Origin of the sequence: Mesorhizobium loti R88b (genome assembly GCF_013170845.1) — a bacterium.
Lineage (GTDB): Bacteria > Pseudomonadota > Alphaproteobacteria > Rhizobiales > Rhizobiaceae > Mesorhizobium > Mesorhizobium loti_B.
Genome location: NZ_CP033367.1, coordinates 6,893,866 through 6,917,927, shown reverse-complemented (window position 1 = coordinate 6,917,927; position 24,062 = coordinate 6,893,866). Strand labels below are relative to the sequence as shown.

Annotated in this window: 16 protein-coding genes and 3 pseudogenes; 15 read left to right on the top strand and 4 right to left on the bottom strand. The window is 59.7% G+C overall.

Annotated elements, in window-relative coordinates; translation table 11 throughout:
• Positions 1-16: 16 nt before the first annotated feature.
• The gene (locus EB235_RS33345; protein WP_152536177.1) at positions 17-322 is read right to left on the bottom strand and encodes a hypothetical protein; all 306 of its coding nucleotides are present in this window, start codon (positions 320-322) and stop codon (positions 17-19) included.
• A 1,019-nt stretch (positions 323-1,341) separates the two neighbouring features.
• Between EB235_RS33345 and nifH the strand changes: the two genes are divergently transcribed.
• The 10 genes and pseudogenes from nifH to EB235_RS33295 all read left to right on the top strand — a co-directional run.
• Positions 1,342-2,235, top strand: coding sequence for a nitrogenase iron protein (gene nifH, locus EB235_RS33340; RefSeq protein WP_006331760.1), 894 nt, complete (start codon positions 1,342-1,344; stop codon positions 2,233-2,235).
• Positions 2,236-2,339: 104 nt separating this feature from the next.
• Positions 2,340-3,845 (top strand): nitrogenase molybdenum-iron protein alpha chain, encoded by a 1,506-nt coding sequence (gene nifD / locus EB235_RS33335; RefSeq protein ID WP_027033208.1) that lies wholly within the window; start codon positions 2,340-2,342, stop codon positions 3,843-3,845.
• A gap of 127 nt (positions 3,846-3,972) precedes the next feature.
• Entirely contained in the window at positions 3,973-5,514 is a 1,542-nt protein-coding gene (nifK, locus tag EB235_RS33330) for a nitrogenase molybdenum-iron protein subunit beta (RefSeq protein ID WP_027033209.1), read from the top strand.
• 60 nt (positions 5,515-5,574) lie between these two features.
• A complete protein-coding gene (nifE, locus tag EB235_RS33325; RefSeq protein ID WP_027033210.1) occupies positions 5,575-7,065 on the top strand; it encodes a nitrogenase iron-molybdenum cofactor biosynthesis protein NifE in 1,491 nt (496 codons plus the stop codon).
• Positions 7,066-7,074: 9 nt separating this feature from the next.
• Positions 7,075-8,457 carry a nitrogenase iron-molybdenum cofactor biosynthesis protein NifN gene (gene nifN / locus EB235_RS33320; RefSeq protein WP_027033211.1) on the top strand — a complete coding sequence of 461 codons (1,383 nt, stop codon included), beginning with the start codon at positions 7,075-7,077 and terminating at the stop codon, positions 8,455-8,457.
• Positions 8,423-8,920, top strand: a complete 498-nt coding sequence (gene nifX / locus EB235_RS33315) for a nitrogen fixation protein NifX (protein WP_027033212.1) — start codon at positions 8,423-8,425, stop codon at positions 8,918-8,920. Before nifN ends, nifX begins: the two co-directional genes overlap by 35 nt.
• 17 nt (positions 8,921-8,937) lie before the next feature.
• The gene (locus EB235_RS33310) at positions 8,938-9,417 is read left to right on the top strand and encodes a NifX-associated nitrogen fixation protein (protein WP_027033213.1); all 480 of its coding nucleotides are present in this window, start codon (positions 8,938-8,940) and stop codon (positions 9,415-9,417) included.
• A 24-nt stretch (positions 9,418-9,441) separates the two neighbouring features.
• Complete coding sequence (locus tag EB235_RS33305) at positions 9,442-10,227, top strand: response regulator transcription factor (RefSeq protein WP_027033214.1); 786 nt, start codon at positions 9,442-9,444, stop codon at positions 10,225-10,227.
• 98 nt (positions 10,228-10,325) lie between these two features.
• Positions 10,326-11,213 (top strand): universal stress protein, encoded by an 888-nt coding sequence (locus EB235_RS33300; RefSeq protein ID WP_027033215.1) that lies wholly within the window; start codon positions 10,326-10,328, stop codon positions 11,211-11,213.
• A 176-nt stretch (positions 11,214-11,389) separates the two neighbouring features.
• Positions 11,390-12,013: pseudogene (locus tag EB235_RS33295) on the top strand (NAD(P)/FAD-dependent oxidoreductase); the annotation flags it as partial.
• Between the two features lie 718 nt (positions 12,014-12,731).
• On the opposite strand, the gene EB235_RS33290 reads toward EB235_RS33295, so the two are convergent.
• Positions 12,732-13,133 carry a hypothetical protein gene (locus tag EB235_RS33290; protein ID WP_027033216.1) on the bottom strand — a complete coding sequence of 134 codons (402 nt, stop codon included), beginning with the start codon at positions 13,131-13,133 and terminating at the stop codon, positions 12,732-12,734.
• Positions 13,134-13,157: 24 nt separating this feature from the next.
• The gene (locus EB235_RS33285) at positions 13,158-13,901 is read right to left on the bottom strand and encodes an acetoacetate decarboxylase (protein ID WP_027033217.1); all 744 of its coding nucleotides are present in this window, start codon (positions 13,899-13,901) and stop codon (positions 13,158-13,160) included.
• 1,209 nt (positions 13,902-15,110) lie between these two features.
• On the opposite strand from EB235_RS33285, the gene EB235_RS33280 reads away from it, so the two are divergent.
• The gene (locus EB235_RS33280) at positions 15,111-15,956 is read left to right on the top strand and encodes an SPASM domain-containing protein (protein WP_032926733.1); all 846 of its coding nucleotides are present in this window, start codon (positions 15,111-15,113) and stop codon (positions 15,954-15,956) included.
• A 108-nt stretch (positions 15,957-16,064) separates the two neighbouring features.
• Here EB235_RS33280 and EB235_RS33275 read toward each other — a convergent pair.
• Positions 16,065-16,611: pseudogene (locus EB235_RS33275) on the bottom strand (GDP-mannose 4,6-dehydratase); the annotation flags it as partial.
• Between the two features lie 720 nt (positions 16,612-17,331).
• On the opposite strand from EB235_RS33275, the gene EB235_RS33270 reads away from it, so the two are divergent.
• The 4 genes and pseudogenes from EB235_RS33270 (at position 17,332) to EB235_RS33255 (ending at position 24,039) form a co-directional block, all read left to right on the top strand.
• The gene (locus EB235_RS33270; protein ID WP_027033219.1) at positions 17,332-18,636 is read left to right on the top strand and encodes a lysine N(6)-hydroxylase/L-ornithine N(5)-oxygenase family protein; all 1,305 of its coding nucleotides are present in this window, start codon (positions 17,332-17,334) and stop codon (positions 18,634-18,636) included.
• Between the two features lie 761 nt (positions 18,637-19,397).
• Positions 19,398-20,177, top strand: a complete 780-nt coding sequence (locus EB235_RS33265) for a phytanoyl-CoA dioxygenase family protein (RefSeq protein ID WP_027033220.1) — start codon at positions 19,398-19,400, stop codon at positions 20,175-20,177.
• Between the two features lie 327 nt (positions 20,178-20,504).
• The gene (locus EB235_RS33260; protein ID WP_027033221.1) at positions 20,505-22,505 is read left to right on the top strand and encodes a class I tRNA ligase family protein; all 2,001 of its coding nucleotides are present in this window, start codon (positions 20,505-20,507) and stop codon (positions 22,503-22,505) included.
• A gap of 1,127 nt (positions 22,506-23,632) precedes the next feature.
• A pseudogene (locus EB235_RS33255) lies at positions 23,633-24,039 on the top strand (DUF269 domain-containing protein).
• Positions 24,040-24,062 lie beyond the last annotated feature (23 nt).

Below are 24,062 nucleotides of genomic sequence, written 5' to 3'. Positions count from 1 at the left end.
TACTGCTCTCATCGATTTAGTTGCCTACCATCAGCATGCAAGCGGCCAACACTTCGCGGATGGATGTTGTTCCCGTCACGCAGGGTGGGGCGAACGTCGCTGCAACACACGCTTGAATGTCAACGCGGTGGGATTGGTAGTCTTTGCCCGTTGCGGCACTTGTTCCGACGATCAAGTCGTGGACGAAGCCGGCGCGGTTCGAACCTGATGACTTGTTATATTGGTCGCACGTCGAAGTTAACGTCAGACCACCGAAATCGCCGGCCAATGCCGGCAGCGGTGTCAGAACCAACAAGCATCCAGCAATTGAGCCTTTAATCATCGCCCGCTCCCCCCGCCAATAATCGCAGGAAAGAGTTGGCACCGCAATTGAAGCGCACGACTTCGTTGTGACCGCGATGATGGTTCCACGGCAAGCAAGAGCGCCAGGCGTACCGTACCTATCGCCAAAATCGCAACTTTCGCTGTGTCGCTAAGTTCATGAAAAAGTTGGCTCGCTAAGCGGTGGCATACAATTCGTGGGCACCTCGGGTAAATGCCACGAATGACACTCTTCCGTTATCTTAATGATGACGCTCTTTTGATCTTATCCCGCAAATTCCGGTTCCTCTACGAAGCGGCGCTCCTCGATACCTATGAGCGCTTTTCTCTCGTGGTGCGTCCTTCCCCACACCGCAGGAGGTCGTCCACGCAATCTACGGTCTCATCAAGCGAACGCCAGAGCTTGCCGACGACGACGTTGGCGAAAGCCTGCCTGACCTAGTGTCCAAGCTTGGTCGACGCCTGAAGTTCGCAGGCGAGCGAACAAGGCTGCGGAGACAGCGTTGCGGGTCGCGAACGTTGCCTACCAGAAACTGATCCAGTCGGTTGGCTCGAAGACGAAGAACATGGGCCATTCGGAAGTGCGTGGCGAGCCTCGTGACGCTGACGAATCTCTATGTTCACCGAGTTCTACAAGTCGGATCGGCTAACCGGTTACGCCCGCGCCGCCATGGACGAGGGCGTCACGACCACAACCGCTCTTCACCGCTCTGCATGCCCGCGGGTTCTTTCCGTGGAGGCTTCCCGACGCCGGCCCGGAGCAACGTCATCTCGAGGCGATTGCCGGCCTCATCCGACATCTCCTGTCGCCTTTGTCGGGCCCGCGACACAAGTCTATTTAGCCAATTTAATATTTTTGCCAAATGTTAAATAGCTGAAAAGCAATCATAAAATTTCTTCTTCGATCTAACTGGCCGAATTGGCACGAGTTTTGAAACGATCGGTGCGAGGCGGCGGGATCTGCCGACCGGCATTGAAGTCGCGGTAACCGCTATGGATGGAAAGAAGGAAGGAAGCAACATGTCAGGTCTGCGTCAGATCGCATTCTACGGAAAGGGGGGCATCGGCAAGTCCACCACCTCTCAAAATACGCTAGCCGCCCTGGTCGACCTCGGACAGAAAATCCTGATCGTCGGCTGCGACCCCAAAGCCGACTCCACCCGGCTGATCCTGAACGCAAAGGCGCAGGATACCGTTCTGCATCTCGCCGCCCAAGAAGGTTCTGTGGAAGACCTTGAACTCCAGGACGTGCTCAAGATCGGCTACAAAGACATCAAGTGCGTGGAGTCCGGCGGCCCCGAGCCGGGTGTCGGCTGCGCCGGCCGCGGCGTCATCACCTCGATCAACTTCCTCGAGGAGAACGGCGCCTATGATAATGTCGACTATGTCTCCTACGACGTGCTGGGCGATGTGGTGTGCGGCGGCTTTGCGATGCCGATCCGCGAAAACAAGGCCCAGGAAATCTACATCGTCATGTCCGGCGAGATGATGGCGCTCTATGCCGCCAACAACATCGCCAAGGGTATCCTGAAATACGCCCATTCGGGCGGCGTGCGGCTCGGCGGGCTGATCTGCAATGAGCGACAGACCGACCGCGAGCTCGACCTCTCCGAGGCGCTGGCCGCCAGACTCAATTCCAAGCTCATCCACTTCGTGCCGCGCGACAACATCGTCCAGCACGCCGAACTGAGAAAGATGACGGTAATCCAGTATGCGCCGGACTCCAAACAGGCAGGGGAGTACCGCGCGTTGGCCGAGAAGATCCATGTCAATTCGGGCCAGGGCACCATCCCGACCCCAATCACCATGGAGGAGCTCGAGGACATGCTGCTCGACTTCGGCATCATGAAGACGGACGAGCAAATGCTTGCCGAGCTTCAGGCCAAGGAAGCGAAATTGGCCGTCGCTCAGTAGCCGCCGCTACCGACAGGGGGCGCCGACCGTGACCTGGCGCCCCTTTGTACGAAACAAGGCCTCGTTGGCGAGGCGTTACCCGAACCTTGAAAGGGGCAGGTCCCATGGGCCTCGACTATGAGAATGACGGCGCTTTGCATGCGAAGCTTATCGAAGACGTGCTGTCCCAATATCCAGACAAGGCGGCGAAGCGTCGCAAGAAGCACCTCAGTGTCGCAACGAGCAAGGACGAGGCCGGCGGGGAGGACAAGGGCCTTTCCGAATGCGACGTCAAATCGAACATCAAATCCATTCCGGGCGTGATGACAATCCGCGGCTGCGCCTATGCCGGCTCCAAGGGCGTGGTGTGGGGTCCAGTCAAGGATATGGTCCACATCTCGCACGGGCCGGTCGGCTGTGGGCAATATTCCTGGTCGCAACGCCGCAACTATTACGTCGGCACGACGGGTATCGACACGTTCGTGACAATGCAGTTCACCTCCGACTTCCAGGAGAAGGACATCGTTTTCGGCGGCGACAAGAAGCTGGAAAAGATCATCGACGAGATCGAGGACCTGTTTCCGCTCAGTGGCGGCATCTCGGTGCAGTCCGAATGCCCGATCGGCCTGATCGGGGACGATATCGAGGCCGTGTCGCGCAAGAAAGCCAAGGAGCACGAAAAGACGATTGTACCGGTGCGCTGCGAAGGTTTCCGCGGCGTTTCACAATCGCTCGGCCACCACATTGCCAATGATGCGATCCGCGATTGGGTCTTCGACAAGGACGATGTCGCGTTCGAGTCCGGCCCATACGACGTCAACGTCGTCGGCGACTACAACATTGGCGGCGATGCCTGGGCCTCGCGAATCCTGCTCGAAGAGATTGGGCTTCGGGTGGTCGGCAACTGGTCGGGCGACGCCACACTCGCCGAAATAGAGCGCGCTCCCAAGGCCAAGCTCAACCTGATCCACTGCTACCGGTCGATGAATTACATCTGCCGGCACATGGAGGAAAAGTACGGCATCGCCTGGATGGAATACAATTTCTTCGGCCCCTCCCAGATCGAGGCCTCTCTGCGCAACATCGCCAAGCATTTCGGCCCGGAAATCGAGGAGAAGACCGAAAAGGTCATCGCCAAATACCGGCCCTTGGTCGATGCCGTCATCGCCAAGTACCAACCGCGCCTCGAAGGCAGGACGGTGATGCTCTATGTCGGCGGGCTACGTCCTCGTCACGTCATCACTGCTTACGAGGACCTCGCTATGGTGATCGTCGGCACCGGCTATGAGTTCGCCCACAACGACGACTATCAGCGCACCGGCCATTACGTGAAAAATGGCACGCTCATCTATGACGACGTCACCGGTTACGAGCTGGAGAAGTTCATCGAAGGCATCCGCCCTGATCTCGTTGGCTCCGGTATCAAGGAGAAGTACCCGGTGCAGAAGATGGGCATCCCGTTCCGCCAGATGCACTCCTGGGACTATTCCGGCCCGTATCACGGCTATGACGGCTTCGCCATTTTCGCCCGCGACATGGATCTGGCCATCAACAACCCGGTCTGGGGTCTCTACCGCGCGCCGTGGAAGAAGATGAAGGACGCACCGCTGAGGGCCGTCGCCGCCGAATGAGGACTGGCCTCCCTGCCAGGCAGGGAGGCCGATAAATGCTCGGGGGCACTCGATCCGCGAGAGGCCCTTCAAGTTTCGATGTCCCTGTGCTGCCGCTTGCCGCAGCCAGATGGAAAAGGTAACCACCATGCCGCAATCGGCCGAAAAAGTTCTCGACCATGCTCCATTGTTCCGCGAGCCGGAATACAGACAAATGCTTGCCGAGAAGAAACTGAATTTCGAATGTCCGCACCCTGATCAGATCGTCACCGATCAACGCGAATTGACCAAGACTTGGGAATACCGCGAAAAGAACCTCGCTCGCGAGGCGCTTGTCATAAACCCCGCCAAGGCCTGCCAGCCGCTCGGTGCGGTGTTCGCGGCCGCGGGCTTCGAGCGCACCATGTCTTTCGTCCACGGTAGCCAGGGCTGCGTTGCCTACTACCGCTCGCATCTGTCGCGACATTTCAAGGAGCCTTCGTCAGCGGTTTCCTCCTCGATGACCGAGGACGCGGCAGTGTTTGGCGGCCTCAAGAACATGGTCGACGGGCTCGCCAATACATACAAGCTCTACGACCCCAAGATGATCGCCGTCTCGACCACCTGCATGGCCGAGGTCATTGGCGACGACCTGCGGAGCTTCATAGAGAACGCCAAGAACGAAGGCTCGGTCCCGTGCGACTTCGACGTGCCTTTCGCTCATACGCCTGCCTTCGTCGGCAGCCATGTCGATGGCTACGACGGCATGGTGAAGGGCGTGCTGGAGCATTTCTGGAAGGGCAGCGAGCGCTCGCAAGCCGCTGGGACCATCAACATCATTCCAGGCTTCGACGGATTCTGCGTCGGAAACAACCGGGAACTCAAGCGCCTCCTCGACCTGATGGGTGTCATTTATACCGTCATTCAAGACGCCTCAGACCAGTTCGACACGCCGTCGGACGGTGAATACCGCATGTATGACGGTGGCACGAAGATCGAAGACGTGAAAGGGGCACTCAACGCGGAGGCGACACTGTCGCTGCAGCATTACAACACCCGCAAGACGCTGGAATATTGCAACGAGGTCGGGCAGGCGACGGCATCCTTCCACTATCCGCTGGGAGTCCAGGCGACCGACGAATTCCTGATGAAGGTCTCAGCGATTTCCGGCCAGGAGATCCCCGAGACGATCCGGATGGAGCGCGGCCGACTGGTTGACGCCATGGCGGACAGCCAGTCATGGCTGCACGGCAAGAAGTACGCAATCTATGGGGATCCGGACTTCGTCTACGCCATGGCCCGCTTCGTCATGGAGACCGGCGGCGAGCCGACACATTGCCTCGCGACCAACGGCACATCGGCCTGGGAGGCCGAGATGAAGGAGTTGCTTGCATCCTCGTCCTTCGGCCAGGATGCCCAGGTCTGGGCGGGCAAGGATCTCTGGGCGATGCGTTCGCTGCTTTTTACAGAGCCGGTGGACCTGCTGATCGGCAATTCCTATGGCAAGTATCTGGAGCGCGACACCGGCACGCCGCTGATCCGGCTGATGTTTCCAATCTTCGACCGGCACCATCACCATCGCTTTCCCCTCATGGGCTACCAGGGTGGATTACGCGTGCTGACGACGATCCTCGACAAGATATTCGACAAGCTCGATCGCGAGACGAGCGAAACGGGCGTGACGGACTATTCCTATGACCTCACCCGCTAAGCCCGTGCCGGCTTTTCGCCGAGGCCGCCAATCGCCCAATGGACTTCGGAGACTGACGCAATGACCTCGCTCAGTGCCAAGATCCAGGACGTTTTCGACGAGCCCGCCTGCGATAACAACCGCGGCAAGGATGCCAAGGCGCGCAAGCAGGGCTGCTCGAAGCCGCTGACCCCCGGGGCGGCAGCCGGCGGCTGCGCCTTTGACGGCGCCAAGATCGTCCTGCAGCCGATCACCGACGTTGCGCACCTGGTCCATGCACCGCTCGCCTGCGAGGGCAATTCATGGGACAACAGAGGCGCAGCCTCGTCCGGGCCAACCCTGTGGCGGACAAGCTTCACAACCGACCTCACCGAACTCGACGTCGTGATGGGGCAGGGCGAGCGGAAGCTGTTCAGGGCGATCCGCGAGATCAAGGAAACATATGCGCCGCCGGCAGTCTTCGTCTATTCGACCTGCGTGACGGCGCTGATCGGCGACGACATTGAGGCCGTGTGCAAACGCGCGGCCGAAAAATTCGGCTTGGCCGTGGTGCCGATCAATGCGCCGGGCTTGGCCGGCTCCAAGAACCTCGGCAACAAACTCGCCGCCGAAGCGTTGCTCGATCATGTCATCGGCACGGTGGAACCCGACGACGCCGGGCCCTACGACATCAACATCCTTGGCGAATTCAACCTCTCCGGCGAATTCTGGCTGGTGAAGCCGCTGCTTGATCGGCTCGGCATCCGGGTGCGCGCCTGCATTCCGGGCGATGCGCGTTACATCGACGTTGCATCCGCGCACCGCTCCCAGGCGGCTATGTTGGTGTGCTCGAGCGCACTGATCAATCTGGCCCGCAAGATGGCGGGGCGCTGGGACATCCCGTTCTTCGAGGGCTCCTTCTACGGCATAACCGATACCTCGGAGGCACTTCGCAACATTGCTGAGCTGCTGGTGAGGAAGGGCGCCGATGCGGAGATCCTCGAGCGCACGGACACGCTGATCGCTGAGCAGGAGGCGATTGCGTGGAAGAAGCTCGAGGCCTACCGCCAGCGGCTTCAAGGCAAGCGCGTGCTGCTCAATACGGGCGGTGTGAAGTCCTGGTCAGTCGTCCACGCGCTGATGGAGATCGGCATGGAGATCGTCGGCACCTCGGTCAAGAAATCCACAGTCGAAGACAAGGAGCGGATCAAGCGGATCCTCAAGGACGAAAACCACATGTTCGAGCAGATGGCAGCGCTCGATCTTTACGCCATGCTCTCAAAACACAAGGCCGACATCATGCTGTCGGGCGGGCGCACGCAATTCATCGCGCTGAAGGCCAAGACACCCTGGCTCGATATCAACCAGGAGCGCCAACATCCTTATGCCGGCTATGACGGCATGGTGGAACTTGTCCGGCAGATCGACCTCGCCATTCATAGCCCGATCTGGGACCAGGTGCGGGAGCCGGCGCCGTGGGATCGCCAGCCTGCTGTGGAGGACAATCTGGCGAGCATGAAGAACGGGACCGCGACTGTGAACGCCTTCAATGAATTTGCTGGCGCGACGGCTCACCGCTTCGGCAACCGTTGAGGAAATTCGATGGTCCGCATCCTTCGCAAAATCAAATCAGCGGCGGTCAACCCGCTGAAGTCGTCGCAGCCGCTGGGTGCCGCCTTCGCTTTTCTTGGAGTCGAGGGTGCGATGCCCCTGTTCCATGGCAGCCAAGGCTGCACCAGCTTCGCGCTCGTGCTCTTCGTGCGGCATTTCAAGGAAGCGATCCCCTTGCAGACAACGGCGATGGATGAGGTGGCAACCATACTCGGCGGAGCGGACCATCTGGAAGAGGCGATCCTCAACCTCAAAACCCGCACTAAGCCAAAGCTGATAGGAGTGTGCACGACCGCGCTGGTGGAGACCCGTGGCGAAGACTGCGCGAGTGATATCGCCAACGTCAAGCTGAAGCATGCGGAAGAGCTCGCGGGTACGGAGGTTGTGCTGGCCAACACGCCTGATTTCGGCGGCGCTATCGAAGAAGGCTGGGCCAAGGCTGTCGCGGCGATGATCGAAGGGATTACACGGTCGGGCGCACGGACCCGGCAGCCGAAGAAGATCGCGATCCTGCCCGGATGCAATCTCACTGTCGCTGACGTCGAGCATTTGCGTGACATGGTTGAAAGTTTTGGGCTCAAGCCGGTTATCCTGCCGGACGTCTCCGGCTCACTCGACGGCACGGTTCCTGACCGCTGGGTAACCACTACCTATGGCGGCACCAGCGTCGAGGAAATCCGCGAGCTTGGCACGGCCGCGCAATGCATCGTCATCGGCGAGCACATGCGCCACCCGGCGAAAACGCTGCACGGGTTGACCGGCGTGCCTTACGCGGTGTTCCAGTCGCTGACCGGATTGAAGGCCGTCGACCGGTTCGTCTCGCTGCTATCGGCGGTTTCGGGCGCGGCGGTGCCGGCCCGGGTTCGCCGTCGCCGGGCGCAATTGGAGGATGCATTGCTCGACGGACATTTCCATTTCGGAGGCAAGAGAATTGCGATCGCTGCGGAACCAGACCAACTCTATCAACTCGCAACCTTCTTCACCGGCATGGGCTGCGAAATCGCAGCGGCGGTCACGACGACCGATATGTCGAAGATTCTGCAAAAAGTACCGGCGGACTGGGTTCAGATCGGCGATCTCGGCGATTTGGAAGTTCTTGCAGCGGGCGCGGATCTTCTCGTTACGCATTCCCACGGTCGCCAGGCGTCGCGACGCCTTGGCATTCCGCTCATGCGCGTCGGCTTCCCGATCTTCGACCGGCTCGGCAGCCAGCACAAGCTCACAATCCTCTATCGGGGGACGCGCGACCTGATCTTCGATGTTGCCAACATCTTCCAGGCCAATCAGCACGCGCCGACGCCTGAGGCGCTTGATCCATTCCGGAAACGAGAAATGCCAGATGAGCTCCGTTCGTCGCCTCTCACTCGTCACTGACGAGGTTCACGCACCAATGCCGGAACGACGAGTAGGCGCATTGCGCGTAGCCATCGCCACGCAAGACATGAAGAATCTCAATGCTCATTTCGGGTCGGCCAAGCGCTTTGCTGTCTACGACGTGACGCGCGAGGAGTGGCATCTCGTGGAAGCCGTGGCCTTCGATGACGTTTCCGATGAGAGCGGGAAGCGTCGGACCGAGGGCGATGACCGCGTCACGCCGAAGGTGGAGGCGCTGAAGGGCTGCCATCTGCTGTTCTGTCTGGCCATCGGCGGGCCTTCGGCAGCCAAGGTTATTTCGGCAAAAATCCATCCAATCAAGGTGCCGCAGCCACAAACCATCCAAGAGGTGCTGTTGCGCACGCAGATGATGCTGAGAACGTGTCCTCCGCCCTGGCTGCGCAAGGTGCTGGCCGAAGCTGGTGTCGCCGAAAAGAAACCCTCCTTCGAGGACGAGGACTAAAACGAGGAAAGAGCAAAATGTTTGAAGTCGCGATTAGCCCTGCTGTCAACGATGACGAGGCGGCCCTTGCCAGCCCGTTCGTCAAATGCCTCGTGCGGCTGATCCGTGCTCAGGATTCCCACGGGTCATGGGACGGCACAGCGGACGGTGAGTTGCTGGCCGACTTCATCGTCAGCAAGGAACAGCGGCGTACGATTCCAATCATCGGCGATCCCGATCCGGACGTGCTGTGGAGGCTCGACAAGTTTTACACTGCCGTCGCCCTTGCGATCGAGGAGCGCTCCGGCCTGATGGCATCGCCGATGATCGAAATGAGCCATGAGGGGTTCGGGCGCGTGCTTTTCACCGCCGGGCGGCTGGTCGTTCTGTCCAGGACCCTGCGCGACGCCCATCGCTTCGGCTTCGAGACGTTTTGCAAACTCGCCGCGGCCGGTACGAAACTGGTCGACGATGCCATCGCAGCCATCGACGCCTATCCCGAGGTGGCACGGGCATGAAACCAATTTTGGAGCAAGAGGATCATGTCAGGCCTTGAGGAGCCGCGATGGCCAGCCCACGCGGCCGACGCGGTCGAGGCCAATGTGGTTCTCGGGGTAGCGCTGATGAAGCCACTCGTCCTGATCTGTTCGCAAGATGCGGAGTTCTATCTGTTCCTCAGCCACATACTGGAGGTGGATGGCTTCGTCAGTGAGCCGGCAGGCGGCGCCAAGGAAGCACTTGCAAAGGCCGACGAACGGGAATTCCAGGCCGTGGTGCTGGACTGCGGTCCAACGAGCCTTACCGGGTCCGCAATCTGCGCCCGGCTCAAGCGGGAACCCCGGACCGGCGGCCTGCCCATCATTGCCCTGATCGCGCCCGGCGCCGAGAACCAGCACCTTGATCTGTTGAAGGCCGGGATTGACGAGAGCTTTGTGCGGCCAATGGCGCCGGCCAAGCTGCTCGATTATCTGCGGACGAGGCTGGCGCTGCCGAAGCCGGGTTCAAACGCGATTGAAAACAACAGCTGGCTTTCCTATGGCAGCCTTGAGATGAAGCTCGATGCCCACCGGGTTTGCGGCAATGGCCATGACATCCATCTCGGACCGATCGAGTTCAACGTGCTTCGGCATTTGCTTGAGGCTCCCGGCAAGGTCTTCAGTAGGGACGAGCTGATCGGGGGGGCCTGGCCGGCCAATATCCATGTCGGTGTACGCACAGTCGACGTCCACATCAGTCGGCTCAGAAGGGCTCTGGAGGCGGCCTCGACCGGTATTGTCATCCGTACCGTCAGGTCGGCCGGCTACTCGCTCGAGAAGCTGGACGGCTGAATCGAGTGCCGGGTGTGGTTCCACTCCCTTTCCTCGCGCTGTGAGCCGGTCTCGCGGCCTGAAACGCCCTCATCGAACACTCAGGAAGAAGCAGGAAAATGGGCTTTAAAACGGTACTCTGTTTGACCGGCGCTGACCATTCCGATCAGGACGTCAGAACCGCTGCCGGCTTGTGTGCGGAAGTCGGCGCGCACCTTTCCGTACTGATCATACCCCCTCCGATGCTCCTTATGTCGCATCGGCGGATCGGAGATGGTGTCCCCGAGTGGCCGGTAGGGCGTGGACAGGCAATTGCCAGATTGAACGATCGGTTTCGGCAAATCGATCGATTTACACAGGACGTGGTCAGACTGGAAAAACGCTCCAAAGATATCCAGAAACTGCTGGAATCTATGTCGCTCGCCTATGACGTTGACACCGACTATTGCGATCCGGCCAGCCTCGGTGAAGTGGCACGACAGCGGGCGCTCTGCGCCGACCTCACGATCATCGGACCGGGGCTCCTCAACGACGAGAATCTCGGACCTCCTGTGGTCAACGGCTGCTTGTTCGATACGGGAAAGCCGGTGCTCGTTGTGCCGAAGGGGGCTGAGGCGACACTGTGGCCACGGCGCGTCCTGGTCGGTTGGGATTCCCGAGTCGAGGCGTCCCGTGCGGCTCGAGAAGCGCTGGGTCTCCTATGCGCTGCTGAGGAAGTTCGTGTCGCCCTGGTCGATCCGAAGGCCAACTACAACGGGAACGGCGCGGAGCCTGGAGCCGACATCGCTGCCTATCTCACTCGGCACGGTGCTCGGGTGTCGGTTGACCTCCTGCCAAGTGCCGGCAAATCGGCGGCCACGGTGCTTGCGCAGCACGCAATCGACATTTCTGCGGACATGATCGTCATGGGCGCCTATGGCAGCCGTCGGCTGCGTGAGCGGCTCTTTGGCGGTGTGACCAGATGGATCTTTGAAAAGCCGACATTGCCGCTGTTTTTGGCTCGATGACGGTTCCGGACCCGCACCGATGCTGTTCAAAGCTCTACTGTGACGCCTGCATTCATACGTAGATGGGCTCCATCGAAATAATCGATCTTACGAAGAGTAACGAACATGAAAAGCATTGCTCGGGAGGCGACGCCCGCCGGAAATCTCTCCAGTCATGCGCAAGGCGGAGGTGGAACGGCCAGAGCGTGACCAGTGTCAGCCTCGACAATGGCGACAGGCTGGAAGTCGGCATCGTCGTCAACTCAGCCGGGCCGAATGCCGGCACGGTGGCTGCCATGGCGGGGCTGGTGTTGCCGGTCGAGCCGCGCAAGCGCAACGTCTTCGTCTTCGAGGCGCGCGACAAATATTCTGATATGCCGCTGCTGGTCGATCCCTCCGGCATCTATGTCCGGCCGGAAGGCTCGGTCTATCTCACTGGCGGCGCCGAACCGGAAGAAGGCGACGGCTCGGCCGACCCCACCGATTTCGAGGTCGACTGGCCGCTGTTCGAAGAGGTGATCTGGCCGGTGCTGGCGACCCGCATTCCGGCCTTCGAGGCGATCAAGCCGACACGCGCCTGGGCCGGCCATTACGACTACAACACGCTCGACCAGAACGCGGTGATCGGCCCGCATCCGCAGGTTAAGAGTTTCCTCTTCGCCAATGGTTTTTCCGGTCACGGCCTGCAGCAGGCCCCGGCGGTCGGCAAGGCGCTGGCCGAGCTGATCGTGCACGGCGGCTACCGCACGGTGGACTGCTCGGCGTTTGGGTACAGCCGTGTCGCTGAAGGGCGGGCGTTCAGGGAATTGAATGTGATCTAACGCTGGCGGGACAGCCCCCCTCTGGCCTGCCGGCCATCTCCCCCGCAAGGGGGAGACCGGCAGCTTCCCTGGCGGCTCCAAACTTCTAGCCTTGGAGATTGGCGAAGGCAGCGATGACGGCCAATCTCCCCCCTTGCGGGCGCGGTCAGCGGGGTCCTTGCCTTTGGCGATGCATGTCGTGGCTGGACCAGGTGAGGTGAGTCCGGCCCGTCTACCCAGCCTCTGCGCCCGCCCCGAAGCCGCTCGCCCGCTCAGCGCTATGAGGGCGCGCTCGCGAGCGGCTTCGCGAACGCTGCGCTACAGCACGTGCAGGGACGCGACCCCAGTGAAGGCATACTCCAGCGTGGCTTCGCCAATTCCGTCTCGTTGGCCCCCCTCAAGCCGGTCTTCCAACCGAAGGCCGAACGCGCCAATTCGCCAGCCAACTCCATCAACGACTGTCTAAATCCGCAACCTGGGGCGGTTCGCTCGAGCTCGTTTGCTTGAGCACGGCACAGACGGGATCGCGAGTACGATGCAGCGGAATGGGAACGCACCCATGCTTGGGCACGAGGCCCCGAGCCAACGCGCATCGCGCCAATCGGCGTCGTCACGTTCGAGATACATCACCGGCTGCTCGGCACTTTTACGCTCGCATATGCGCCGGCACGCCGCTGGCGATCGATGACGCATCTGCCGACGAGGCTGCTCGTTCCACGAAAAAGCGATAAGCGCGAGATCAATGGGCAACCTCGTCGGGATCGAAAAGAGCGCTAAACCGGGTTGCTAGATCAATCCAGGGTGCCGCGTCGCCGCTCTCTGAAGCTATTCGAACGACCGCCGCCAGATAATCGGTAAAAGCCTTCAGTCTTATGGGGCCTTGCTCTGAGAGGCAGTCAATGGCGTCAAGCCGCTGGTAAACGGCAGCGAGCATATGTTGCACCAAAAGCAGGGAGGATGGGCAAGGGCAATCGCTCTTACTCGCGAGGCGCCTGCACTCGCTGCAAAGCGGCGGAATGTCCTCTAAGGCTAGGTAGCTGGAAAGACGTTGTATGAGATTGTCAGTGGCGTTCCTTGTCGAGAAGCCGTCCAGCAGCTCCCCATCGCGTTGGTTCAATGAGATATCACTGTAAAAGTTCATGGTTCTTCCTTTCCGATGGCGAGGCTAGGCTTCCGGGAGATAGTCGTGGACGACCTTCCCGAGCGCGAGCGTGAGATCTGCGACGAGGTGTACTGCCGAGACTACTTCCAGCACCGGCAGTTCGGCGACGGGGGCAAGCGCATGCGACCAGAGGTTCAGGGCTGCCGGGCCGGTCCAGGCGCCCCTCAAATGGGCGTCCTCTAGATGATATTCCACGAGCTCACAGATGCGCGGCGTGCCGTCGACATGCGGGATAATTTTGAGGAGGAAGTTCGGTTCAGCGAGCGAGGCCCTCACGCTCGCGAGGTCGGCGGCTCGGTGCTTGTAGCCCATGGTACCCGTCGCGACGCGGACCGGCCCGTAGTCCAGCGTGCCAACAAGGGTATCCGTCTCCGTTCGGAGCGTTGGGCTAGCGAGCTTCTTGGGAAAGCCCCACAACTCGCGTCCGCCCGCTATCGGCGGATGGTCGTCGAGAAACATGCAGTGGGTATAGCTCCCCCTGCGGCCACAGAAGGAGACAGGGATGACCTGTCCGCCTTCCGTGTAGTCGCCGAAGCCCGTCGAGTCCGGCATGCGAATGAACTCGAACTTGACCATAGGCTCGCACACCTGAAGCGGCTCCGGCACAAGGTCGCGCAGTTTCTGCGGATCGGTGCGATATGTGATGATCAGATACTCCCGGTTGCGGAAGCGATATGGGCCGGCCGGGTAGGCCGGGCTGGTCAGGGGCATGGCGAAAGCTTTCCCACGGACGGTATCTTGGTGCATGTTTGAAATTCCTTTGTGCTGGATCAGGTGGGCTTAGATCGGTCTGCATGATGGCGGCGAGGCTCTCCGAGGTGCTGTCATAGCCTCGTAAGGGATGCATGGCGTAATCGCGCGTAGCCATTTGCGCTGGGCAATTGCCTTGGGGCGCGAGGCGATGGTCGCGGACGCGGTTCCATGGCTCCGGTTGTGATCGAGAGGCAAGATTCGAGGTAAAGTGATTTTGTTCCTTATTTGAAGGCGCTGCTTCCCGTCTGCCCTCGTGGTAGGAGGAGGTGGAGTGGCGGCCAGCTCCGATTTGTCCAGACGGGGTTTGCGGATCGACGCGCATGCGCCATGCCAAATGAGAAATCATTCGGTGCCCGCAGGACAGACGGCCTCGGCGAGCCAGTCGAGAGAGAAGGTCTTCGCCTCACGGGGATCAGATACGAATTCCCGAGCACTGCGGTGATGTAGCAGGAAGGCCTGCGACGCCACCAAACCTCTGTCGCGAAAATATGGAGGTGACGCGGTATCCGCCGTCTAGCCAGACAGCATACGCAGCATCCGGCAGCACGCACTCGACGGCCTGGCCCCATCGCCGGCTTCAGGAGAAAAGATCAGCTATGAGCCGGCAGGCAGTCGCTGCACGCGGCGGTCAGGTCGTGTAGATCTTCCGCGCACACAGCCGGTGCCGAAATGATGCTAGATGATGAGCCGACGCCAACATTACCGCAGGGGAGACAGCCAAGTCTGTCCTCAAGCGTCTGAAATGCATGTCCAAAAGCTGACAGCGACAAAAAACTGTCTGGTCCAAAACCACCGGCCGCCTTGGGCGTGAGGTTTCTCGAAGCCTACTCGTGCAGTTGCTGCGGCTAAGCGCGCTGGCACGGCCTTTGCTGGAGATGCGGCAATGTTGAGTGGGGGCTGACCGCATAAGAACGCGAGACGATTGATTTTCTGCTGCGCCATCTCGGCGGCGCGCCCGCTCAACGGTCACGGCTACACCTTGGCAATGGCTGACGCGCGACTTTGCGGTTGCGCCGCCCTGCCGCGCCGATGCGCCCAAAGTTCGTTGATAGTCCGCCCGGCAGATTGAGGAAACCGGCTGTTGACTGCTGCCCAGGCGGAGATGGCTGGGCTCATTCGGACTGTCTTGACCGTCGGTGTCATGAAGCCAACGACACCATGCTGGACGTTATGCATGACCAAGACGAGTGGGAGTCACAACGAATGATTTTACCGGAACTGCGCTCTGCTATCCCAGCCGGCAGAGTTTTGGAGATAACGACGACCACCGGATGCATCGTGGGATGTTCATATTGTCCGCAGGACAAGTTCGCTGACCGGCAAAGAAAAGTATCTGATACGAAGCATCTTAGTCTTGGAGATTTCAAGCGCTGTCTGGCGCGCGTACCAGCCTCCGTCGACATTAGTTTTGCCGGGTATTCTGAGCCATGGCTCAATCCCGATTGCACCGAAATGGTCGAGCACGCTTCCGCCAAAGGCCACGGCATCAGGATTTTCACGACGCTTGTGGGAATGAAGGGGCAGGATCTACAACGCTTGCAGGCGCTGCGGTTGGGGGTATTCGTGGTTCATGTTTTTGATGATGGCGCCCACATGAATAGCCGCCTTGTCGGAGCCAAGTATCGCGATTTGGTTGGTCAACTCGTCGACGCCGACATCCCTTCGATCCGATTCGTGGTTTTGGGTGAGCCCCATCCCGATATCGCCGACATTATCCCTGCCCAAGCCCTAGTTCGCGCGCGACCGGTGAGCAGCAGGGGTGGAAGCGTAGACCCTAAGATTGTAGAACCACGGCAGCCAGTCGTCGGAGCGCTGATATGCGTGGACGAACGGCAGTATCGGAATGTACTACTTCCAAACGGCGAGGTCACTCTCTGCTCCATGGATTTTGAGCGGCGTCACGTATTGGGCAACCTTCTATGCGACGAATATGGCGATCTCTTTAAAAGCCAAGTTTTTTGCGAAATCGTCGATCGCATGAATGGAGCGGCTGGTTTTCTGCTTTGCAGGATGTGTGAATTTGCCGATCCAAACGATAGAACTGACTGACGCCGGCTGACCGCGGCGGGCCTGAAATGCCGACGTCCCTGAAACGGCAAGATGCACATGCCGCGAAGTCATCGTGTTTTCACGCCACGCTAACACGATCCCGTAGGCGCGGCAGTCAGCCTCGACCATTTCCGAGACGAACTCATCGAAAGTGGTCTTCGGCTTCCAATCGAGTTTTGTCGGCTGCCTTGGAGCCATCGCCGATCAGCAGGTCAACCTCGATTGGCCCGAAACAGCGTTTGTCGATCCGGATCAGCGCTTGATTACTCATGCGTTCACGGCCCACCTCGTCAACGCCTTCGCCCTCCCAGACGATTTCCTTTTCGACTCGCCTGAAGGCAAGCCCCGACAAAGGTGCGGACCGTGTGTGTCTCGCCGGTTGCCAGCACGAAATCGTCAGGTTGATGCTGCAAGATGCGCCACATGCCCTCGACATAGGCGCGCGCCGAGCCCCAGTCGCGCTTTGCTTCCAGGTTTCCGAGATAGAGACAGTCCTGTTTGCCGGCCATGATCGAGCCACCGCACGCGTCACCTTGCGCGTGATGAAAGTTTCGCCGCGCGTCGGCCCTTCGTGATTGAACAGGATGCCATAGAGCCCGTATACCTCGCGGTAGTTCATGGTGCTCCAGTAGCCGTAGAGCTTCGCCACCGCATAGCCGCATCCGTCGTGTCGCCGTAATGCAGGACCATGTCGGGATAGTCCTCATGAGGACCTTGATAACGGAAATTCCTTTTCAGGGATCGACACTCGGCGCCGGGCCAGTCCTCGATGACGGCCGTGTGGAAAGTGCCAAGAGAGCCTGCAACGCTATGAAGTCGAAGAGTACGATTGCGTGCAAAAATCGGCGCCGGTGCAAGGTTTCGGCCTCAATGTCGGATACTCGACAGGATTGCGAACCTGCCTTCCGTTCCCTTTGCTGATGTTTTGCTCTGGCACGTTCGATGCAGGGGACCTCCCGAAAGCAGCAGCGGAGGTCTTCTATGATCAAACCCACGGAAAAATGCTGTCGCCGCACTCATGATCGTGCCCTCGCTGGTCGCCAAGCAGGCCGAAGGTCGGCTCATCACGGTCGAGGCGGGCAACCGAGCCCAATTGCAATGAGGGATAGGCTGCGAAAGCATGTCACTGACCACTCCGGGTCATCGAGGCGGGAGTCTTGATGCCAGCCACGCGCAACATGTCGTCGGCATGAGTTCAGATCTCATCACGGAGCCGGCATCTGCGGGCGTCACACCCGATACTACGAACGCCCGGACAAACTGTTGCAAGTCCTGTGGTGTCGATGATGCGTGCGGGGAGGGCAAGCCGACCGGCTATGGCCGACATTCGCCGCGTACAGCGCCTGATTGGGAGGCGTCAGCAGGAGCAAGGCACCTGGAGCTCTCTTGCATTGGGATCGGTGCTGGCCCGTCCAATTTGAGCCTCGCGTGTCAGATCCATGAGCAGGTTGGGCACGGGGCACTGTTCTTGGATCGGCAAGTCGACTTCCGCTGGCATCCAGGCAGCGCATTCGAGTCCTCAGAACTCCAGGTCAGCCACATCAAGGATCTGGTCACGCTGGTGAATCCGCGATCCGCCTACACGTTCATAAACTACCTGCACGAGAACGGGCGTCTATACCACTTTCTGAATGCACAGTTCGATGCTGTGCTCAGGGCTGAGTTCGAACAATACCTGAACTGGGCGTTCCGCAGAAACCCACTTGTGCGCGGCGGCGAGACCGTCCGCGAAATACGCTATGATGGCGAGTTTCGGGTGCGGACGGACGATGCAGTTCTCGGTGCAAGAGACCTGGTGGTCGGCATCGGCAAGCAAGCGCGGATTCCACCTCAATTTCAGGGCTGGATCGGACGCAACCTGTTCCATTCATCCGATTTGCTGCACATCCATCCTGAGGTGCGACATAAACATGTTTGTGTCGTTGGTGGAGGCCAGTCGGGAGCCGAGGTGCTGTTGCATTTGGTCGGTGGGCCAAGAGAACGGCGGCCTGCCTCGATCACCTGGGTCTCGCAGCGCGAAAACTACCTGCCCCTCGACAACAGCCCGTTCACAAACGAGTTGTTCATGCCCTGTTTTTCGGATCGTTTCGCGGCCATGAGCGAGCCGCAGCGCAAGCTGTTCCTGCGGCGTTTCGTGCTCGCCTCGGATGGGATTTCGGATCGCACTTTGCGCGCCGTCTACCAGGCGCTGTATCGCCACGAATTTCTTGAGCCAGACCTATGTGACATCGCACTGCGGCCGGGTTGCAACGTTTCGCGCTGCATCAACGCCGGCGCGGGTCACAACTTGACGCTGCAGCGCGGCTTGGGCGACGTCGAAGAAGTCACGGCCGACATCGTCATCCTGGCCACCGGTTACGAGAACGCCGTGCCAAGCTTTTTGGAACCGATGGCGGATCAGCTGCAACAGACCGACAATGAGTTGGTCATCAACGAGGATTTTTCGGTGTGCTGGGACGGACCGCGTGACAGACGCATCTTCGTACAGAACGCCAATCCCGGCCAGCGCGGGCTGGCCGATCCGAACCTAAGCCTGCTGGCGTGGCGAGCTCGCCGCATTCTTGACAGCCTTCTACAGCGCGCGCCGTGCGCGAACCCTGAGCATCCTGGCTTTATCAGCCGTACCACCGTCGAGAGCTGGCCCGACCCGGTAGCCGAAGAAATGGGCAGCGGGATATGACTCAGCGACTACTGATCATCGGCGGTGGCATCCAAGGAATTTTATCCGCCTCCGCCGCGGCGACGGCCGGAGTCCGCTCCGAACTCATCGTCACTGAACATGCCCTTGGATCTATGGGCGCATCGCTTTATTCTGCGGGCGTCCATTTGCCCCAGGGTCGTCGAAACCGTACTAGGTCGCTCACTCGAAAGTGCGCAGTGGCCCTGGCGACCATGGCTGCGTCGGCCGTCAGCGGAGGCTTCCGGCTCGTAGCGATGCGTGTGGTGGCTGGACCGGGTGAGGTAAGTGATCGGCACCAGCTTCGGGAATCCCTGGACCCTGCGTGGCCTCGGATGGGCAGTCTGGCGCCGAACTTGTGCGGACAATACTCGTTTTTGGAGCATCGATGGACCCGATGCCAGCGACGTGCCTCCCTGATCGCCCGACCCGAACGGGAACTTGTCGCAAAGATTTGCGCGGCGCACGACTTGCGTTGCGTCAGGCTGCACGAAAGGTCCTCTTATCGGGCAGTCGCACCATCAACAGCATGCTCGGCCGTGACTACTATGCAGACGTACCGGATCGATAGATCTTTACGGGCCTGGGCGATCTCTCCATTGAGGAGGGACAACAAAGCCTTGCAATCCACCCGGAGCGCAACGCACTTAGCGTCGCCGTCTGCATGCCGTGGAGTATCGTCTCCGGCCCACACCCTGACGGCGCCCGACTGCCTCTAACCGGAATGTTTGACCAACCACTCTTTCCAACAGGAGGCTTTTCGCATGTTGACCGATGCACAAAGAGAAAAGTGGCAGAAAGACGGATACATCAGGCTCGAAAGGTTCTTCGATCCCGCGGCTGTGGAAGGTATGTCTAGCTTTGTTGAAGACATATCACGCTGGGATGTCAGCGATGATAAATGGCTCATGTGGTTCGAGAAGACGACTGATGATCGAAAGATCACGTCTAAGGCCGAGAATTTTCTGGACTTCCATGACCCATTGCGTCTGCTCCTCCTAGAAGATCAGCGCATAAACTCTGCGGTCGAGGATTTGCTTGGCGAAGATTCGCGCAGACTCAAGGAGTTGCTGATCTTCCACTATCCCGATAGCGGCGGTTATCGCCCGCATCAGGACATTTATCACATTCCACACAGGCTGCCCGACCGGATGGTCCATGCGATCGTTGCCATAGGCATTGACGATTCCGACCCGGACAATGGTGGCCTTTTCTTCAGCCCCGGCAACCACAAGAAGGGGGTATTTCCCATGGATGCCGGCGGGGTGATTGATCCTGAGGTCGCCGAAACATTCTCCTGGGAACCCGTAGTATGGAAGGCTGGCGACATCTTCATCTTCGACGATTATGCACCGCATTACTCGAAGCCGAATAAAAGCAATCGTTCGCGGCGGACGCTCTACTTGGTGTTCCAGCGTGCTTCAACCGGTGGACCGACCCGCGCTGAGTATAACGTGCTTAAGCGCGCCCTTAATCCGCCAGAGGGCAAAGTGGCTGATCTCGACAACCTCAAGCTCCCAAACGGCATTTTCTATCGCGATTGAGCTCACGGAACCAGGCGGGAATGCAAACGAAACTGATCGGCCGCCAAAAAAATGCGCGGAGAGCATGGTTTTGATTGCCGGCTACTGGAGCATCGCCTGCAGTCCGTCACGACGCTTCGGTATGTCGATGTGAAGAGGTGTCGCCGGGCGCTCTTCTGTGACGCCTAAAGCCCTCCTGGCGCCCGTAGTTTCGCCCGCCTGGGGCCCAGAGCCGGACTATTCTGACGGGGGGCCAACGTGTCGGGCTGCCGCTCTCTTCGCAACTTGCAGCAGATGCTGTTGCGTCGGCAGCCGAAGAGACCACTGTTTCGACAGCTGAGGTTCGTCATGCGGAAATCCACGTTTTCTCGAACGCAGCTGTCGCGGGTGTTCGGTATCGACATGGCTGCGCTTGGGACGGGAAGCGCGGGCACCGGGTTTTCATTTGGCAAGGTGGCACCAGGCGTCACATCCGAGCCCCATCGGCACGACGAAATCGAGGCCTTCGTGGTCCTGTCAGGAGCGGGCAAGGTCAGGACCGACCTTGGGGAAATCTCGGTCAAAGCCGGCGACGTCGTTCTGTTCCACCCTTTTGAAGCGCATGTGCTGCACAACGATGGGGACGAAGAGCTAAATTTCGTCGATGTCTACTGGCGCGACGGCAAGGCCGCCCTCGAAGCTGCTGCACAGGTCGCGACTCCGCGCGGACCGATCTTCGTCTTCTCCACGCCGCCGACACCTAATGGCGATCTGCATCTGGGGCATCTTTCTGGCCCTTATTTTGGCGCCGATGTCTACACGCGTTTCCTGCGCATGAAAGGGGTCGAAGCCTATCACCTGACTGGAAGCGACGATTACCAGAGCTACGTCGCCACGCGTGCCGATGCCGATCAATCGACGCCCGCAAAGGTGGCGCGCAACTACGCCGACGAGATTCGAGCCACGCTTGCGCTTCTCGACTGTGAGGTCCATAGCTTCCTCCCGACTTTGGGCGATAGCGCTTACGCAGAGTTTCAAGCCGCGTGTTTCCGTAGTCTTCTGAGCAGCACGGCGGTAGATCTGCGCCGGAGCCCTGCGCTCTTCGATGCTGTGACAGGCGACTACCTTTACGAACCGGATGTAATCGGCCTCTGCCCCTATTGCGGCAGCTCCGCTGGTGGCAACATCTGCGAGGAATGCGGCGCACCGAACCTATGCCACGACCTAGGTGCAGTCCGGTCGCGGCACTCGGCCGAGGCGCCGGTGGTCGGCTCCGTGCGCCGTCCCGAACTTGCGCTGGAACGGTGCTACGACACTATCGACCGGCATTTAAGGGCGTCGGGCGCCCCCGTTCGGATCATGGACCTCTTCGCGCGTCTACGCCAACGTGGCGACTTTTCCGTGCCCATCACCCACCCCTCGGACTGGGGCCTGCCGGCCGAGGGGCTCCCGGGGCAGGTGATCTGGGTCTGGCCAGAGATGGCGTTTGGTTTTCTTTACAACATCCAGGCGCTAGCTACATCGCTCGGCCGAGACTGGAATGCGGCCCTGCCCAGCAAGGACTGGCAAATTGTCCATTTCTTCGGCTTCGATAATTCCTTCTATCACGCCCTGCTTTATCCGGCGCTTTATGCTGAGGTCTTCTCCCACTGGACCCCGCGCATCCGGTATCATGTGAACGAGTTCTACCTGCTCGACGGCCAGAAGTTCTCGACCAGCCGCGGTCATGCGGTCTGGGGCAAAGAGGTTCTGGGCCCAAAGACAGTCGATGTCGTCCGTCTTCATTTGGGCCTGACACGCCCGGAAGGTGAGCGAACGAACTTCACGCTGGACGCGCTACGCCGCACCAAGAACGAGGTGTTCCAAGGGATCTGGCTGAATTGGCTTGATGCGCTGCACCGGGAAATCAAGCAGGACTTTGGCGGCTGTGTGCCCGATGCAGGCGACTGGGCTCCCGCCGATCGCGCTTTCTTTGCTCGGATAGAGATCCATCGCGCGGCGATGGAACGCGCCTATTCGGACGATGGCTTCTCGGTCCGGCGCGCGGCCGCGCAGGCCTGCGATTTCGTGAGCGATTGTGTAGTCTACCGACAGGCGCAAGACTATGAAGCGGCGCGACGTCTCTATCCCGCCCGCACCCGCACTTCGCTCGCCCTTCAGACGACGGCCGCTGCGATCCTGGCGCAGACACTCGCACCGCTGATGCCCCGATTCGCCAGCACGCTGGCGCGAGCTATCGATGGCGTCTCGACCGAAACATGGCCCACGTCCGTCCGGCGCCTTGCGCCAGGAACGACCTTTGATCTCGGACCCGTGCTAGGCTTCTACGCCAGAGCAGAGCTTCCTGTTCTCCATGAGGAGGAGGCATAATAGCCTATCGTGATTTCGACCAGATTTGGGCGGCAATCAAAGCCGAGGATGCCAAAGCTTTACTCGCTACCACTGGCTGCCCGAAGGCCACTCCCAGACCATAGGCACAAACACTGGCCGGCCTTAACCAACATATCGTCGAGATGCCGGCCCGCGCCTTGGAGGATCCCTCGGTTGACAGCTTTCGGGCGCTTGCCATTCGTGCGGCAAATGCCGAGCGGGCTGCACTGCGCTGACCAACTTTTTCGGAATCGCGGAATTTCCGACCTGTAGCCAGCCGATCAAGAAGGTCATGCGGTTCGGGGCGCTGGGTCAGCCTAGCGCGCCCGCGCATCGCCAGCGGCGAATGATGCTAGATGAGCCGACGCCAACATTGCCGCAGGGCAGACAGCCAAGCCGTTCTCGCCCTCAAGCGTCTGACGCATGATGCGTGTCCAAAAGCTGACAGCAGCAGAAAACATGTTGGGTTCAAAACAACCGGCCGTCTTGGGCCTGTAAGGTTTCCAGGCAGAATCATGCATTTACTGCGGGCAACGCGCTGGCATGACGTTTGCTGGTTGAGATCGGAAATACTGAGTGAGGGCTGATCGCATGAGAACACGCAAGACTTTGATGGTCTCCTAATGTTCCGTTCTGAGAGAACCAGCTCGCGCATAAACGTCAGGAAAGGTGTGGGAATGGAGAACAACATGTTGCGTAGAGAGTCACCGGCTCCTCTGATCAAAGTGGACGACTGGCTGCGTGGCGATCCTCTCACGAACTTTCAGCCCGGCAAGGTGTCGGGATGACAAGTGGAATGGAACCCTGGTCAATTCGCCCATTTTCTGCGGCGCGCCCGCAGTAACTGTGTCCATGGAGCACAGGGTCGACGGTTTGCTCCAGCTCAGGGCTCGGACCTTAGACTTCCAACCGAATAGCCGCGGCGGCGATATTCGAAGCGAATTTGGCCCGCCGTTGAAGACGTCACAGTCCAGGACCTGTTCAAGGTCGGCCACAGGGGCAGCATTTACGTGGAATCGGCCTGGCGAGGCCGGACGTCGGCTGCGGAAGCGAGCCCGAAGTCAGCGTAACCGAAAGCAGAAATCCTCCGTTGAGGACGAGACCTGAAATTGAGGAAACGAAACGAAATGTCTCACGCAGCGCTTGGCCCTGCCGTCAACAAGAATGGCGAGGCCCTTTCCCGCCCGTTCGTCAAATGCCTCCTGCGGCTGATCCGTGCTCAGGATTTCCACGGCTCATGCCAACGGAAATCGGACACTTGGCTGCTGGCCGATTTCATTATCACCGAGGAACTGCGCCGGAATATCCACTCATTGGCAATCCGGATCCGGACGTGCTGTGGAGGCTCGACATGTCGGAGCTGGCGATCGAGGAGCGCTCAGGCGTGATGACATTGTCAACAACAGAAATCAAACGGCTGTCGAGACGTCTCCGATTCGGCTTCGAGACTCTCCGGAAACTCGCGGATACCGGCGCGAAACTGGTCGGCGATGAGACTGCAGCTATTGCCTATCCCGAAGTGGCGCGGGCGTGAAGAAACCCATTTTCGAGGAAGGA